At 69.1% G+C, this 15,760-nt stretch carries 14 protein-coding genes; 4 read left to right on the forward strand and 10 right to left on the reverse strand.

From position 1 onward, the window contains the following. Window positions 1-257 (reverse strand): LysM domain-containing protein (locus QN152_12435; GenBank protein ID MDR7540317.1); only part of this gene is annotated, 257 nt, incomplete at its 3' end. A gap of 155 nt (window positions 258-412) precedes the next feature. Further along, a complete protein-coding gene (locus QN152_12440) occupies window positions 413-958 on the reverse strand; it encodes a LemA family protein (protein MDR7540318.1) in 546 nt (181 codons plus the stop codon). A 167-nt stretch (window positions 959-1,125) separates the two neighbouring features. Between QN152_12440 and QN152_12445 the strand changes: the two genes are divergently transcribed. Continuing rightward, the gene (locus tag QN152_12445) at window positions 1,126-1,593 is read left to right on the forward strand and encodes a bifunctional nuclease family protein (GenBank protein ID MDR7540319.1); all 468 of its coding nucleotides are present in this window, start codon (window positions 1,126-1,128) and stop codon (window positions 1,591-1,593) included. A gap of 40 nt (window positions 1,594-1,633) precedes the next feature. Here the strand turns inward: QN152_12445 and QN152_12450 are convergent, their stop codons facing one another. The 8 genes from QN152_12450 to QN152_12485 all read right to left on the reverse strand — a co-directional run bounded on the left by QN152_12450 (window position 1,634) and on the right by QN152_12485 (window position 10,407). Then, window positions 1,634-2,365: a glucose 1-dehydrogenase gene (locus QN152_12450; protein MDR7540320.1), complete on the reverse strand. Its 732-nt coding sequence runs from the start codon at window positions 2,363-2,365 to the stop codon at window positions 1,634-1,636. Between the two features lie 12 nt (window positions 2,366-2,377). Further along, entirely contained in the window at window positions 2,378-3,541 is a 1,164-nt protein-coding gene (locus tag QN152_12455) for a SpoVR family protein (protein MDR7540321.1), read from the reverse strand. Next, the gene (locus tag QN152_12460; protein ID MDR7540322.1) at window positions 3,507-4,676 is read right to left on the reverse strand and encodes a DUF444 family protein; all 1,170 of its coding nucleotides are present in this window, start codon (window positions 4,674-4,676) and stop codon (window positions 3,507-3,509) included. The genes QN152_12455 and QN152_12460 overlap by 35 nt, the downstream gene beginning before the upstream one ends. A 2-nt stretch (window positions 4,677-4,678) precedes the next feature. Beyond that, window positions 4,679-6,589 carry a hypothetical protein gene (locus tag QN152_12465; protein ID MDR7540323.1) on the reverse strand — a complete coding sequence of 637 codons (1,911 nt, stop codon included), beginning with the start codon at window positions 6,587-6,589 and terminating at the stop codon, window positions 4,679-4,681. Beyond that, window positions 6,501-7,163 (reverse strand): metal-dependent transcriptional regulator, encoded by a 663-nt coding sequence (locus QN152_12470; GenBank protein MDR7540324.1) that lies wholly within the window; start codon window positions 7,161-7,163, stop codon window positions 6,501-6,503. The genes QN152_12465 and QN152_12470 overlap by 89 nt, the downstream gene beginning before the upstream one ends. A gap of 9 nt (window positions 7,164-7,172) precedes the next feature. Continuing rightward, window positions 7,173-8,369 carry a metal transporter gene (locus QN152_12475; protein ID MDR7540325.1) on the reverse strand — a complete coding sequence of 399 codons (1,197 nt, stop codon included), beginning with the start codon at window positions 8,367-8,369 and terminating at the stop codon, window positions 7,173-7,175. Then, window positions 8,359-9,429 carry a multicopper oxidase domain-containing protein gene (locus QN152_12480; protein MDR7540326.1) on the reverse strand — a complete coding sequence of 357 codons (1,071 nt, stop codon included), beginning with the start codon at window positions 9,427-9,429 and terminating at the stop codon, window positions 8,359-8,361. The genes QN152_12475 and QN152_12480 overlap by 11 nt, the downstream gene beginning before the upstream one ends. A 75-nt stretch (window positions 9,430-9,504) precedes the next feature. Continuing rightward, the gene (locus QN152_12485; GenBank protein ID MDR7540327.1) at window positions 9,505-10,407 is read right to left on the reverse strand and encodes a cation diffusion facilitator family transporter; all 903 of its coding nucleotides are present in this window, start codon (window positions 10,405-10,407) and stop codon (window positions 9,505-9,507) included. A 53-nt stretch (window positions 10,408-10,460) separates the two neighbouring features. Between QN152_12485 and QN152_12490 the strand changes: the two genes are divergently transcribed. The 3 genes from QN152_12490 to QN152_12500 all read left to right on the forward strand — a co-directional run. After that, a complete protein-coding gene (locus QN152_12490) occupies window positions 10,461-12,869 on the forward strand; it encodes a penicillin acylase family protein (GenBank protein ID MDR7540328.1) in 2,409 nt (802 codons plus the stop codon). Between the two features lie 102 nt (window positions 12,870-12,971). After that, window positions 12,972-15,323 (forward strand): 3-hydroxyacyl-CoA dehydrogenase/enoyl-CoA hydratase family protein, encoded by a 2,352-nt coding sequence (locus QN152_12495; protein MDR7540329.1) that lies wholly within the window; start codon window positions 12,972-12,974, stop codon window positions 15,321-15,323. Between the two features lie 49 nt (window positions 15,324-15,372). Beyond that, window positions 15,373-15,760, forward strand: a 388-nt coding sequence (locus QN152_12500) for a beta-ketoacyl synthase N-terminal-like domain-containing protein (protein MDR7540330.1), incomplete at its 3' end; no start/stop codon positions are given.

Below are 15,760 nucleotides of genomic sequence, written 5' to 3' on the forward strand. Positions count from 1 at the left end.
GGCCGGACGCGGTAGGAGACTGTCGCCGAGGCCGCTACACGGCTTTGCGGCGCGGGAATGACCAGGCGCTGCCCGGGCTGGAGCAGGTCCACACCCCGCAGGTCGTTTTGGCGGGCGATGGCCTCGACCGTGGTGCCGTGGGCAGAGGCGATGGCCCAAAGCGTCTCCCCGGGCTGGACGATGTGGGTGAAGGTGCTAGCGGAGGCCGCCCCGGTACCGAGGACGACCAGCAGAGCGGTGCAGACGAGAACGCGCATCGCCACCTCCGAAAAGATGACGGCCTGGCCGGGAAGCACGCGTTCCGGGGCGGAGCGACATCTGCTGGCTCCACGCGCAAACGCTTGCTATTTCCCCTTCTTCCCCCAAATCCCTCCCGGCAAGACGCCTTCCCACACTCAGGCAGCGACGGAGGTCAGAACTGCACCCGTACCGGCTCCCGCGCCGCCTCCTCCATCTCGAAGTACTCCCGCCTGCCGAAGCCCAGGGCGCCGGCCATCAGGTTGGCCGGGACCGACTGGCGCAGGTTCTCGTAGCGCAGCACGGTGTCGTTGTAGAACTGCCGGGCAAAGGCGATCTTGCTCTCCGTCCCCGCCAGCTCCTCCTGCAGGCGCTGGAAGGTCTCCGATGCCCGCAGCTGGGGGTAGTTCTCAGCCACAGCGAACAGGCTGCGCAGCGCCTGGGTGAGCACGTTCTCCGCCTGCGACTGCTCACCCACCGAGCCCGCCGCGATGGCCCGGGCCCGCGCCTCCGTCACCTGCTGGAAGACCTGCCGCTCGTGAGCGGCGTACCCCTTCACAGTCTCCACCAGGTTGGCGATGAGGTCGTAGCGCCGACGCAGCTGCACGTCGATCTGTGACCAGGCGTTGTCGATGCGGTTACGCAGGACGATGAGCCGGTTGTAGGTATAGACGGCGTAGAGCACGAACAAGGCCACAACGGCCAGCAGGACGTAGGTCATCCTCGCCTCCTTGGACAGGCCACGTGGGGAGAGCCTCTCTCCCTTTTCGCCGGGAAGGCCCCATCCCCTGTCCCCCGGAGGGCCTGGAGCAGGACCTGGTGGGGCACATGGTATAATACCTGCCGGGCAGCGCGTGCACTGGAGAGGGGGAACCTGACGTGCTGTTGATGAAGGTGCGAGGGGTGGCCCTGGACCAGCAGATGAACCCGGTCGTCCTGCTGGTGGATCAGCCGGAGACGATGGCCCTGCCCATCTGGATCGGGCAGGCGGAAGCCACGGCCATTGCCATGGAGCTGCAGGGCGTGCGCCCGCCCCGTCCCATGACCCACGACCTCCTCCGTGCCCTGCTCAACGAGCTGCACGTCAGCGTCTCCCGCATCGTGGTCACCGACGTACGCGACAACACCTACTTCGCCGAGATTCACCTGGCGCAGGACGGCGCAGTGCACGTCATCGACTCCCGCCCCAGCGACGCCATCGCCCTGGCCCTGCGCATGGAGGCCCCCATCTACGTGGAGGAGAAGGTGGCCGCCCAGGCCATCCAGCTGAAGAAGCCCTTCGACGACACGGAGATGGAGGAGTGGAAGAAGTTCCTGGAGCGGGTCAAGCCCTCAGACTTCCGCACCACGCACTGAACGGTCCCGGGGCGCTGGCCGCTGGCCTGGGGCTGGATCTTCACCACATGGTCAGGCCGCCGTCGATGACCAGCGTCTGTCCGGTAATGTAGGACGCCCGCGGCGAGGCCAGGAAGGTCACCGCCGCGGCCACCTCTTCCGGCTCGGCGAAGCGGCCGGCCGGAATCACCTCCCGCAGGCGCTCCCGCTGCGCCACCGTCAGGTGGGCCTGCGTCCGCGTCTCCACGTAGCCCGGGGCCACGGCGTTCACCCGGATGTGAGGAGCCAGCTCCACGGCCAGGGACCGGGTCAACATCACCAGCCCCGCCTTGGCCGCCGCGTAGTGTGCCGCCCCGCGGTCCACCAGGCCGCGGATGGAGGCCACGTTGACGATTGACCCGCCGCCGCGGCGACGCATGGCCGGCAGGACCGCGCGTACGCAGCGGACGGCGCCCAGGAGGTTGACCTCCAGCATCTGCCGCCAGTCAGCCTCGCTGAGGTTGGTGAAGGCGGCCCGCTGCACGATGCCCGCGTTGTTCACCAGGACATCCACGCCACCCAGGGCCTCCTCGGCCTGCCGCACCATGGCCGCCACCTGGGCCTCCTCCGCCACATCCACCCGAACCGCCAGGGCGCGGCGCCCCGCGGCACGCAGCGCCGCCGCCGCGGCCTGCGCCTCCGCTTCCGCCGTACGGTAGGTGAGCACCAGGGCACACCCCTCCCGCGCCAGGGCGGCGGCCACGGCCCGGCCGATTCCTCCGGCTGCCCCGGTGACGATGGCCACCTTGCCCACAAACTCCACAGCTCAGGTGGAGGAGAAGCCGCGGCGGTCGTAGGTGTACACCTTCCCGTTGGCCCGCAGGCGCACGGGATTGCGCCACAGGGAGTGCACCGCCTTGAGGAAGAGGGCGATGCGCTTGGGCTCCAGCTTCCGCTCCTCATCCGGGTGCACCAGGGTCAGATCGCGGTGGTCCCCTCCCAGCTCTACCTCCAAGTGGGGCTGCCCCTTGAACTGCTTCTGCTCGATGAGCATCTCCCGCACCCGCTGCACATCGTAGGACTTCTTCCGCTCCCGGGGATCGTAGACGAAGATGTCCAGACGGCGGATCAGGGCCTCGTCCAGCGCCTCCTGAATCAGCATCACGTCCTCGTAATAGGCGCGCACCTCCAGGGTGGCAGCGAACCCGCGGGCGTCCTTGATGGCCTTGTACAGATTGTAGCCGATGGTGTAGGGGGCGGGGCGGCTGGAGAGCTGGACGCAGACGGTCAGCCACTCCCGCGGGTCCAGCAGCTCCCGCAGCAGCTCCGCCTCGATGAAGGTGGCCCAGCCCTCATTGCTGATGTACGTGCGCTGAATCAAGTCAAAGTACTCCGCCTCCTCCCGCACCACCTGGAGGAGGTGCCGCTCGAAGTCCTCCAGGGGGGCCCGCTCCTCCAGAAAGTAGATCAGGCGGCGGCGGCGGGCTTCGGGGTTGCGCTCAAAGGCGTTGACCGTGGTGGCCACCGTGAGCAACGCGTCCAGTAGCTGCTCCACCCGGTCCTGGCCAAAGCGGGCAGCGTAGTGGCGGATGAGGCGAGCGTGTAGCTCCGCCTCATTGAGCATGTTCTTGTTGGACTTGCGGTACCAGTGATTGTTGGCAAAGAAATCCACGTGGCCGAAGACGTGGGCGATGACCAGCACGTTCTGCAGGTAGGTGTTGCTGGCGCGGAGGAAGGCGTGGGAGGGACGGGTGTTCAGCACCAGCTCCAGGATGGTGAAGACCTCCCGGCTCTGCTGCGCCACCAGTTCCTTGTACGCGCCGCCCCAGTACCAGTGGATGAAGCGGTTGGGCAGCCCCATGCTAGCCACCTCCGCCATCTCGTCGGAGTCGGTGATGCGGAAGTAGACCGGCTCGAAAGAGAGGCCCCGCGTCCGGGCCAGCGCCTCGATGCGCTCAATGATGGGGGCGTAGGCGTCCAGCGACCCCATGGCGGCGCTCCTCTCGCGCCAGGACCGTGAGGAAGTCGACCATGGCCGCGCGGATCGTGGCCACGTCCACCAGGTTGGCGAAGGTGGCGTTAGGGACGCGGCGCACCCGCTCCTGCACGTACTCGGAAAACCCGCCGATGCCCCGGCTGCCGGGGTTGACGTGGCCGTAGGCGATTAGGTCGAAGCGCTGCAGTGCCTCCTCGTAGCGGCGCTTGGCCAGGTCGAAGTCGCCGGAGCTGGTCTCCCCGTCGGTGAAGAGGAAGAGGAACTTGTCGTACTCGGTGGCGCCCTCCAGCAGCTCCATGGCCTTCTCGAAGCCGCTGCTGATGTGCGTCCCCCCCGAGGACTCCGCGCAGAAAAACTCGTCGCGCGACTTCTCCGCCGCCACGTCCTGAAAGACCACGTACCGCCGCAGGTTGGTGGGGTAGCGGCGCTCCAGGTAGTACCAGAGGACGAAGATGGTCTTGCGCACCAGGGCCAGGTACTCGCCACGCATGGATCCGGAGATGTCCAGCACGTAGACCTCCAGGGAACGGTGGTTGCGGTAGGTGGTGGGGTCCTCCACGAAGTACCAGCCGTCCTGGCGCAGATCCACGTCGTAGTCCAACACCCCGCGCTCGCGCACGGTGCGCAGCAGGGCGTGCAGCATGGTCTCCTCCAGGTTGAGGTCCGGGCGCAGGCCGATGCGGTCCAGGTCGTCCAGCTCCGGGAGCTCGTCGCTTTCCACCTCGCCACCTCGGCCGGTCACCCGCAGCGGCGGCAGGCGGATCTCCTCCAGGAGGACCTCCTGGGCCAGACGGACGAACTCGTCGAACTCCAGCTCGACGCGCACCTCCCGGCCGTGGTGGTCCCCGCCCAGCAGGCCGCCCAACGCCTGCACCTGTTCCTCGCTGCCCCGTCCCCCCGCCCCTCCCTGGCCCGCACCTGCCATCCCCCCGCCCTGAGCCAGCACCGCCGCCTCCTCCCCGTAGCGCAGCGTGGGCAGGTCCAGGGTGGTGATCTGTGTCTTCACCCGACCGTCCACGATGAGCTCCCGCTGCTGGATCAGCTCGTGCAGGTGCTGCTTCAGGTAGTCCCGCAGCAGCTGATCGTGCTGGTACTGGGCGATGCGTCCCCGGTGGATGCGCAGCCCCATGGCTAGAAGCTCCGCCCGATGATCTTGAAGAGGGAGCGGGCGCAGACGGGACAGTAGCCCCGCTGCTCCACCGCCGTCTGGTAGAGGACGTCCAGCAGCTCCTGGCTCTTCTGGTCCAGCTCCTCGCTCTTCTCGTAGAGGCGTAGCAGGTTCTTGATCTTGTTGAAGACGATCTCGTTGATCACCGGGCGCAGATGGTCGTTCTCCCGGTAGGAGAGGCGGCGCAGCTCCTCCCGCCGCTCCAGCAGCACGTTCTCGAAGGCCAGGCGGCCCTGGCGGCTGATCTGCCGCTTCTGCACCATGATCCCCTCGACCTCGTCCACCAGCTCCTTTTCCGCCTCGCTCAGGGGCGCGCCGCTGACGTGTCGGGCGGCCGCGTCCAGGTAGTTGAGGTAGAGGTTCTGCCCGTAGTCATAGAAGTGGGTGGGGACGATCTCCTCCACGATGGTGTCGATCTTGGAATTGACTAGCTCCGCTTTGGCCTCTTCGAACTGCTTCAGCAGCTCCTTAACGTTGAGGTCCTTGATGGACTGGTGCTGGAAGGTCCGTTCGATGGCCTCCGCCAGCACCTCCAGGTCCAGGCAGGACCCGGCCAGGGTGTAGGCGTAGGAGAAGGCGTCCTCGAAGAAGCGAGGGGAAAGGCCGCGCTGCCCCTGGGACTCCTCCCGCGTCTTCAGCGCGTAGCGTGCCGCCAGCTCCAGGGCGTCATCGGGGACGTGCTTGGCCTCCCCGCGCACCCGGTTGGCCCTCTGGATCAGGGTGGCGTAGATGCGCTTCTCCCCCTCCAGGTCCACGTTGTAGGGGAAGTCGATCTTGTGGATCCGCCCGCGCAGGGGCTCCATGATGTCTTCCGCCAGGAAGACGTTGTACTCGGGGTAGTTGCTGTGGCCGATCACCACCTCGTCCACGTGGACAGAGGGAAAGTTGGCCAGGTCGATGCGCTTGGACTGAATCAGCTCCAGCAGCAGGCTGAGCAGCTGGCGGCGGCTCTTGAAGACCTCGGTCCAGTCCAGGATGCCCCGGTTAGCCCAGATGAGCTTTCCCTCGAAGTCATAGGCGTCAGGATCGTAGGTGGAGCCCCGCTGGCGCAGCAGGGCGAAGTTGATGTTGCCCACAAAGTTGGTGATGTCCTCTCGCCGCAGGTCGGTGGGGGTGTGCTTGGCGATGCCCACCTTGTCCCGCGCCGAGATGAAGATGCGCCGCACTGGAACCTGCTCCCAGCCGTAGCGGGCGATATGGCGGTCACAGATGGGACAGGGCACTGCCTCCTCGTGCCAGTAGAGGCCACGCCGCTCCCGCTCGTCCGGCGGCACCAGGTCCAGGGGGTGCTGGTGGAACGGGCACCCCTCCACGGCCATGAGCAGCCCGGACTCTGTATGCGAGTATTCCTCCAGCCGTCGCTTCAACCGGTCCACGGTCATGGTCTTGCCCGATCCCTGCGGTCCCACCAGCAGCAGCAGGCGGCGCTCCATGCTCATGGAGTAGGCCTTGAAGTAGGCGACGATATCGGCCAGCTGCCGCTCCATGCCGTACACGCCCTCGAAGACCCGCGCCGGGCCCATGGTGTCGATCATGTCGGAGATATAGTGGTGCGTGGTACGACGGAGCCGGCGGTCCGTCTGGGCGGCGGCCAGATACTCTCCCACGGTCAACGGTAGCACCATGGCTATGCGTGACAACGCGGAGCGGTAAAGCGCGGTTCCCCGGCAGCAGAACTCTTGGCGGGCAGTATACGCATGACCGGGGTGCGCTGTCAAACGCCCCGGCCCGACCTGCAGGGACGCGCCGGCCCGCCCGGGCCGCCCCGCAGGCGCAGGGACGCCATCAGGCCACCCGGCGGGCAATGAAGACGGCGCGAGCCAGCACAGGGCTGACCTGCCTTCGCCGCCCGCCGGCCAGCAGCGCCAGGGCACCGTTGCGGCACCGCCGCAGGACGCGTACCCGGGCGCCGGGGACAAGCCCCAGCGCGGTGAGGCGGCGCAACACCCGCGAGTCCTCATCGCTGACCCGGGCCACCCGGCCCCGGTCGCCGGGCCGCAGCTCCTGCAGTCGGGGGTGGACCGGCTGCGGCAGCGTCCCTCTTCTAGTGGGGATGGGGTCCCCATGAGGGTCGGCCACGGGATCGCCCAGCAGCGCGGCCAGGCGTGCCTCCACCTCCTCGGAGAGGGAGTGCTCCATCTCCTCCGCCTCGCGGTGGATCTGGTGCAGGTCGAGGCCGAGGTGCTGGCGGAGGAAGAGCTCCAGGAGGCGGTGGTGCCGGATGACCTCCAGCGCCGCCTTCTCTCCACTCTCGGTAAGTTCCACGGTGCGGTAGGGCGCGTGGGCGACCAGACCCAGGCGGGCCAGGCGTTTCACCATGTTGGTCGCCGACGCCGCGGAGACACCCATCCGCTGCGCCACCGCCCCAAGGGTGACCGTCCCCTGCGCCTGGCGGATCTTGTAGATCCCCTTTAGGTAGTCCTGGATGGCCTGGCTCAGCGCGGTCACGGGAAGGCCCTACAGGGCCACGAACAGCCCGGTGAAGTACATGATGGCCAGGCCAAGGACGAAGCCGGCGGTGTTAAGCAACGTGGCCACCTCCCGGGCCGCCTCGCTGGCCACCAGGCGGCCCACCTCGACGACCACCTGGAAGATCGCTCCCGCCCCCACGGCCAGGAAGAGCGTGGCCAGAATGGGCGAATAGGTGAAGCCGCCGATCCAGGTACCGCCAATGGTGGGGGCGCCGGCAACCATCCCCAGCGCCAGCAGGTGGCGCAGGGCCGCCCCTTCGCGGGCCACGGGGGCGACGATCCCCAGGCCTTCGGTGGTGTTGTGCAGCATAAAGCCGGTAACCAGTAACGTGACCAGGGCGATCTGCCCCAGGTTGTAGGCAGCGCCGATGGCCAGACCCTCCCCCAGGTTGTGCAGTCCGATGCCTGCGGCGATCAGGTATGAGACCACCAGGCGCGATGAGGCCGCACGCCCCCCGGCCAGCCGGCCGACCACCAGCAGGGCAAGGATGCTGCCCAGCAGGCCCATGGCCACCAGCGCGGTGCCACGGAGCGCACCCGGCACCGCCCCCGCCGAGGACAGCGCCCCTTCCAGGGCGTCCACACCCAGAAAGACCAGCAACCCCGCCGTCAGGCTGAGGAAGAAATGCACCCAGCGCCGGGACAGGCGGCGCAGGAACGGAAACCAGAGCACCCCCACAAAGACCGGGACGACGCCCACATAGGCGCCCAGCAACGTGAAGGAGAGCAGGAACGCCCGGGTGGGGCGCGGGGATTCCGTGGCCACCTCCACGATGTGGGCGAAGGTCAGACCGCTACCGGTGAGGACGGTGATGGTGTGCGCCTCTCCCTGCACCCAGGGATAGGGGATGGTGATGGTGGCTCGACCCAGGCGGGGGAGTGTAGGTCCGGGATGGATGGTGAAGTGCCAGTAGGCGTCGTCCACCAGGACCTGAGCCACCGTCACCGCTGCGGGCCCGCCGTTGGTCAGGAAAACCTCCATTAGCCCCGGCCGCAGCGCCACCCGGGTGATGGTCAGGTCCTCCACCGGAGGGAAGGCGGCGCGCAGGACGCCCAGGGGCCCGACGCGCAGGAAGAAGAGGACGAACAGCCCAAGGAGCACCAGGGGGAGCAGTGCGTAGCCCCACACCCTGCCCCGGGAAGCCACCGGGGTGGAGCCTGCGGCGGCTGATTCAGACGCCATGGTCGCTCACCTCGAAGAAGCCCATCCAGCCCAGCTCGGTGAACTCCGACTGGTGTGCGTGGAACATGTAGCGGCCGGGATAGGGGAAGCGCAGCTCCAGCACCGCCCGCTCCGCCTGGCAGAGCATGATGGTATCGGTGTACTCCCAGGCCTGGAGGCGGGTTCCGGTCCGGTAGACGTGAAAGAAGTTGCCGTGGATATGGAGGGAGTTGATGGGGTCGAACTCGGTCATGTTCACCAGGTAGATGCGCACCAGCTCGCCCCGGCGCACCCGGATGGGGTGGCGGGCGTAGTGAAAAGCCACGGTGTTCACCGCGTAGACCTCGTTCTTCCCGTCGAAGTTGGTATCGAAGGCGTTCATCACCATGACCAGCTCGCGCGCCGGGGGCCGCCCCGTCGCCGGGTCGATGATGAAGACCCCGTACAGCCCCTTGGCGATGTGCCGTTTCAGGGGCAGGGCGTGGCAGTGGTAGAGGTGCAGGCCGAAAGGCTCGGCGTCGAAGTGGTAGACCGTGCTCTTTCCCGGGGGGACCTCCCCTGCACCTAATCCGGGGACGCCGTCCATGGCCGCGGTGTGGATGCCGTGAAAGTGGATGGTGTGCGGATGGGTGCCGGCGTTCACCAGCTTTACCCGGATGCGTTCTCCCTCCCGCGCCCGCAGCGTCGGCCCGGGCACCGTGCCGTTGAAGGTCCAGGCGGGGAAGATCACCCCCGGGGCGATCTCGATGGGTTTGTCGTAGGCCACTACCTGGAACTCCCGCAGGGTCCGCCCGTCCGGCAGCCGGCTGACCCTCCCCCGCTCGAAGGCCGTGAGGAAGGCGCTGGGATCGTAGGCCATCCGCCGCACATCTACCTCTCCCACCGCGGTGTTGAGGCCGTGGGCCGGGGGCGCCGCAGACCCCGCGGGCACAGCCGGCGGCACGTGCTCCCCTGGCGGAGGCGACTGCCCGGCGGGAAAGCCCCGGGCCGCCAGAGGCAGCAGACCGGCACCGCCGACTAGACCCGCGGCGGCAGCCAGAAACCCGCGCCGGGAGAGGAAGTTTGAAACCATGGAGCTCATCGCCTCTCTGGTGGCGCCCGGGGCGCCACTCCTTTTTTAGCCTTGGCTAAATCCAAGCACCGCCGCGCCGCGACGTCAAGGGCGGGCTGTGGCGCAACGGGCACAGGCAGGAGTGCAGGGCTCCACGTGGATGGTGATGTCGGTGTGCGGTAGCGCCTGTTGCACGTGCGCTTCCAGGTCATCGCACAGGGCGTGCGCCTGCCCCACGGAGAGGGTGCGGTGCAGGACCAGGTGCAGGTCGATGAACCGGTCCCGCCCCGCCTTGCGTGTGCGCAGGGCATGGTACTCCACGATCTCGTCGGTGTGGTCCGCCAGGATGGCGCGGATCCTGGCCTCCTCGGCCGCGGGGAGACGGGTGTCCATCAGGCCGGAAAGGGAGGCGCGGTAGACCCGCGCGCCCATGCGGATGACGTGGGCGCCGACCAGCAGCCCTACCAGCGGGTCCAGCCAGAGCAGCCCGGTGGAAAGCTGCGCGCCCAGGCCGGTGATGACGGCCAGGGAGGTGGCCACGTCGGCGAACAGATGCCGTGCGTCCGCCTCCAGCGCCGCGGAGTCGCGCTCCCGGGAGACGCGCAGCAACCAGCGGGCCACCAGGTAGTTCACCAGCGCCGCCAGAGCCACCAGCCCCACACCCAGGGGGAGGTAGGCCAGCGGGGCGGGATGCAGCAGGCGGCGAGCCGCATTCACCATGACCACCGCGCCGGCCAGGAGGATCATGACGCCCTCGCTGGCGCTGCTCAGGTACTCGGCCTTCCCGTGTCCGTACTGGTGCCCCTCGTCCGGAGGGCGGGAGGCTACCACCAGGCTGAACAGGGCGATGTTGGCGGCCAAGACGTTGACCACCGACTCCGCGGCGTCGGAGAGGATGGCCGCCGAACCGGTGAGCAGGTAGGCGACGAACTTGAGGACGAGCAGGAGCACACCCACCGCGACCGCCAGCAGCGCGGCGCGGACACGGACAGGTGCGGGCGCCACCACCTGCGCCACTTCCTCACTCTACCACGGCAGCCACGGCTGGAGGAGGTGATTGGGTGTGCAGGGAAGAGGTGGTCGTGCGCCTCCTGCGCCTGTTAGCAGTGCTGGGGCTGGTGGTCCTGCTGCTCCTGGCCGGCGGAACGGTCTACCTGGTGCGGCGCCCCTTCCCCCAGATCCAGGGCACGCTGATCCTGGCCGGACTGACTGCGCCGGTGGAGGTGGTCCGCGACCGCTGGGGCCTGCCCCACATCTTCGCCCAGGGTGCCCGTGACCTCTTCTTCGCCCAGGGGTACGTGCACGCGCAGGACCGCCTCTGGCAGATGGAGCTCTTCCGCCGCACCTCCGCCGGCCGCCTCTCGGAACTGTTTGGTCCAACGACGCTGCAGGTGGACCGCCTGATGCGCGTGGTCGGCCTGCGTCGCGCCGCCCAGGCCACCTGGGCAGCGGCGGCCGGCGACCCGGCCATGGCGGAGGCGGTGGAGGCGGCGCAGGCGTACAGCGAGGGCGTTAACGCCTTCATCTCCTCCCACCGCCACCGCCTGCCCCTGGAGTTTGTCATCCTGCGGGCACAACCCGAGCCCTGGACGCCGGTGGACAGCCTGGCCTTCGGGAAGCTCATGGCCTGGGTGCTGGGCGGGAACTGGCGCGCCGAGGTCCTGCGGGCTGCGCTGGTCGAGGGGTTTGGCCCGGAGGGCGCGGAGGCACTGCTGCCACAGCAGTTCCCCGGGGCACCGGCGATTCTCGGTCACGCCGGCCGCCGCGCCCACCGCGCCACGGTGGCAGCACCTACGGCAGCCCCTGCGGCTGGTGCGGAGCCTTTGGCAGGCGCCTCCCTCCTGGCGGGGTCTCCTGGTACCGGCAGCAACAGCTGGGTAGTCGCTCCGGCCCGCTCCGCCAGCGGCGGCGCGCTGCTGGCCAACGACCCGCACCTGGACGCACAGATGCCCTCCATCTGGCACATCGACCACCTGGCCGGTGGGGCCTATAACGTCATCGGGGTGGCCTTCCCCGGGGTCCCCGGGATCATCATCGGGCACAACCGGCACATCGCCTGGGGCCTGACCAATGCCATGGAGGATACCCAGGACCTCTACCTGGAACGTTTCCACTTCGCCGACCCCACCCTTTACCTCTTCCGCGGCCGCTGGGAGCGAGCGCGGGTCATCCGTGAGGAGATCAATGTGAGGGGGCGGCGGGACCCCGAGACGATCCACGTGCGCCTCACCCGCCACGGCCCCATCCTCAATCCCGCCATCGAGGGGCTCAAGGGGTTTGTGGCCCTGCGCTGGGCGGCCCTGGAGCCGGACCGACTCTTGGCCGCCCTGCTGGGGGTCAACCGGGCGTCCTCCTGGGAGGAGTTCCGCGCCGCGCTGCGCCACTGGTCCGCTCCAGCCCAGAACGTCGTTTACGCCGACCGCGCGGGCAACATCGGCTACGTCATGCCGGGCCGCCTCCCGCGGCGGGGGGCCGGCCACGACGGCCGCTTACCGGTGCCGGGGTGGAGCGGAGAGTACGAGTGGCAGGGCTTCCTTTCCCCCCAGGAGCTCCCCGCCCTCTTTAACCCGCCGCGGGGATACATCGTCACCGCCAACAACCGGGTCGCCCCCCCGGACTACCCGCACCTCCTGGGGACGGCGTATGACATCGGCGTACGCGCTTTGCGCATCACCTCCCTCCTGGAGGCCGAACCGCGTCTGGACCTGGAACGGATGGCCCGCATCCAGCTGGACCAGACCTCCCCGCTGGCGCAGCGGTTCGTCGCCGCCTGGCAGGAGGTACGCATCGGCGACCCGGACCTGGCCGCGCTCTTTGCCGAGATCACCCGCTGGGACGGCCGGCTCTCTGCCGACAGCCGGCCCGCCCTCCTCTACCAGGCACTCCTGCTGGAACTGCTGCGCACGCTCTTCGAAGAGACGCTGGGGTCGGAGCTCTTCCGCCGCTACCTGCACACGCAGGCGGCGGTATTGCGCCTGCTCCAGTTGAGCGAGGACCCGGACGATCCATGGTGGGGCGAGGGGCGGGACCGGACCATCGAGGAGGCCCTGCGCCGCACGGTGAGGGACCTGGAGCGCCGCCTTGGCCCGGACCGCAGCAGGTGGCGCTGGGGAAGGGTGCACACCCTGGCCCTGGAGCATCCCCTGGGGCGCGTGCGCGTGCTGGCACCGGTCTTCAACGGGCCCGCCCCGGCCACCGGCGGCGACACCTTCACCGTCAACGTGGCCACCTACGACCCCGAGATGCCCTACCGCCAGGTGGTGGTTCCCTCCATGCGCCTGCTGGTCGACACCGGCAACTGGGAGACGGCCCGCATCATCCACACCACCGGCCAGAGCGGGCTTCCCTTCCACCGCCACTACCGCGACCTGACGGCGCTGTGGGCGCGCGGCGAGTACATCCCCCTGCTCTACGCCCGGCCAGCCATCGCCGCGGCGGCGGAGGGTGTGCTCACCCTGCGGCCGCCGTGAGGCCGGAGCGTAGCGGAACCCTCCTCCGGGGGCGGGATCGCATCCCGTTGGTGCCAGCGCATCATGGATGGCCGTCCCAAGGCGCGTTAGACTAAAGTGGCCATGGAGACCGCAGCCCAAACCCAGTTCCCCTCAGCACCGCGCCGCGCTGCCGTCCTGGGCGCGGGGGTGATGGGGCGGGCCATCGCCGCCCACCTGGCCAATGCCAGCATCCCCACCGTCATGCTGGACCTGGAGGATCTGGCGTACAAGGCGCATCAGAGCCTGCGCCGCATCGAGCCGGCGCCGCTCTTCCTCCCCGAGCTGGACCGGCTGATCGCACCCGGCAACCTGCAGCGCGACCTGCCCCGGGCCGCGGAGGCCGACTGGATCATCGAGGCAATCATCGAGGACCTGCCGGCCAAGCAGGCGCTGCTGGCCCGCCTGCAGCCCTTGTGGCGGCCGGGCACGGTGGTCAGCACCAACACCTCGGGCCTGCCGGTCAGCCGCATCGCTGAGGAGGCGCCGGCTGAATTCCGCCGCTTCTTCCTGGGCACACACTTTTTCAACCCGCCCCGCTACATGAAGCTGCTGGAGGTCATCCCCACCCCGCAGACCGACCCGGCCGTCCTGGCCACCGTAACCGGATGGGCCGACCGGCTGCTGGGCAAAGGGGTCGTCCACTGCAAGGACACGCCCAACTTCATCGCCAACCGCCTGGGCACCTACGGCTTCCTCCGGACGGTGCAGCTGATGGACGAGTTCGGCCTGACGGTGGAGGAGGTGGACGAGCTGACCGGGCCGCTGCTGGGGCGGCCGCGCACCGCCACCTTCCGCCTCCTGGACCTGGCCGGGCTGGATGTGGCCCTGGCCGTGGCCGAGCACGCCTACGCCAGCCTGGCCCACGACGAGGCCCGCGAGGTCTTCCGCCCTCCGGTGCCGCTGCAGGAGATGGTGCGCCGCGGCTGGGTGGGGGAGAAGAGCGGCGGCGGCTTCTACCGGCGCGTCAATGGCGAGATCCAGGTCCTGGACCTGGCCACCATGACCTACCGACCGCGGCGGAAGGCCTCCTTCCCCTGGGTGGAGACGGCAATGACGCTACAGGACCCGGGCGCCCGCCTGCGCCAGGCCACGGCAGCCAGGGACCGCGGCGGGCAGTTCCTCTGGGCCCTTGTGCGCGACCTGCTGGTTTATGCGGCGCGGCGCATCCCCGAAATCTCTGACGACGTGGTCAACGTGGACCGAGCGGTACGCTGGGGCTTCAACTGGGAGTTCGGTCCTTTCGAGACCTGGGACCTGCTGGGTGTGCCGGAGCTGGCCAAGCGGCTGGAGGGTGAGGGAATCACCCCGCCGCCGGTGGTGGTGCAGGTCCTGCAGCAGGGAGGCGGCAGCTTCTACCGCCGCGATGACGCCCGCCTGCTCTACTTCGACTTCGCCACCGCAGCCCACCGGCCCGTGCCGCCCCGGCCGGGAGTACTCCTCCTGGCCGACCTCAAGCGGGTGGGCAAGGCGGTGCTGACCACACCCGACGCCACGCTGGTCGACCTGGGGGACGGTGTGGCCTGCGTGGAGTTCCACACCAAGATGAACATCATCGGGGAGGGAACGCTGCGCATCCTGCAGGCGGCACTGGAGCGGCTGGAGCAGGACTTCGAGGCACTGGTTATCGGCAATCAGGCCCGCGACTTCTCCGCCGGAGCCAACCTGATGCTGCTGCTGCTGGAGGCGCAGGAAGGAAACTGGGAGGAGCTGGAGCTGGCCGTCCGCCAGTTCCAGCAGCTGAACCAGCGGCTGCGCTACGCCCGTCGGCCCGTGGTGGCGGCGCCGGCGGGGCGGACGCTGGCGGGGGGGGCGGAGATCTGTCTGGCCGCCCCGCGGGTGCAGGCGGCGGCGGAGACCTACATGGGGCTGGTGGAGACCGGGATGGGATTGATCCCGGCGGGCGGGGGCAGCATGGAGATGACCAAGCGGGCCATGGAGCGCATCCCCGCCGGGGTGACGGCTGACGCCCTGCCCCTCCTGCGCTGGGCGTTCGAGACCGTGGCCATGGCCAAGGTGGCCCGCTCCGCCCTGGAGGCGAAACAACTGGGCCTGCTCCGTGAGGCTGACGGCATCTCCATGAACACCGACCGCCTGATCCAGGACGCCAAGGACGTCGCCCTGGCCCTGGCGCGGTCGGGCTACCGGCCGCCGCTGCCCTCGCGCATCCGCGTGCTGGGGGAGCGGGGGCAGGCGGCGCTGCGGGCCCTGCTGTACAACCTGAAGACCGGGGGACACATTACCGCATATGACGAGGTGGTGGCGGGAAAGCTGGCCCATGTCATGACCGGCGGGGACGTCCCTGAGGGGACCTGGGTTTCGGAGGAGTTCCTGCTGGACCTGGAGCGAGAGGCTTTCCTCAGCCTGCTGGGGGAGGCGCGGACGCAGGAGCGCATCCGCCACTTCCTGCAGACCGGAAAGCCGCTGCGCAACTGATGCTGCGGCGCAGGAGCGGCGGGCAGTCTGGGCCAAAGGAGTCGTGAGGATGCGGGAAGCACTGATCGTCTCGGCAGTGCGCACGGCCGTGGGCAAGGCCCCGCGGGGGACGCTGAAGGACACCCGGCCCGATGAGCTGGCCTCCGCAGTCATCCGGGAGGCGGTGCGGCGCGTCCCCGGCCTGAGCGGGGAGCAGGTGGAGGACGTCGTCCTGGGGTGTGCCTTCCCCGAGGCGGAGCAGGGGATGAACGTGGCTCGGGTGGCCGCTCTGCGAGCGGGGCTGCCCGTGACCACCTGCGGGCAGACCATCAACCGCTTCTGCTCCTCGGGGCTGCAGGCCATCGCCATCGCCGCCTACCAGGTGATGAGCGGGCAGGTGGACGTGGCCCTAGCCGGCGGCGTGGAGTCCATGTCCCTGGTGCCCATGGGCGGCAACA

The organism is Armatimonadota bacterium, from assembly GCA_031459715.1.
GTDB classification, from domain to species: Bacteria; Sysuimicrobiota; Sysuimicrobiia; order Sysuimicrobiales; family Humicultoraceae; genus Humicultor; species Humicultor tengchongensis.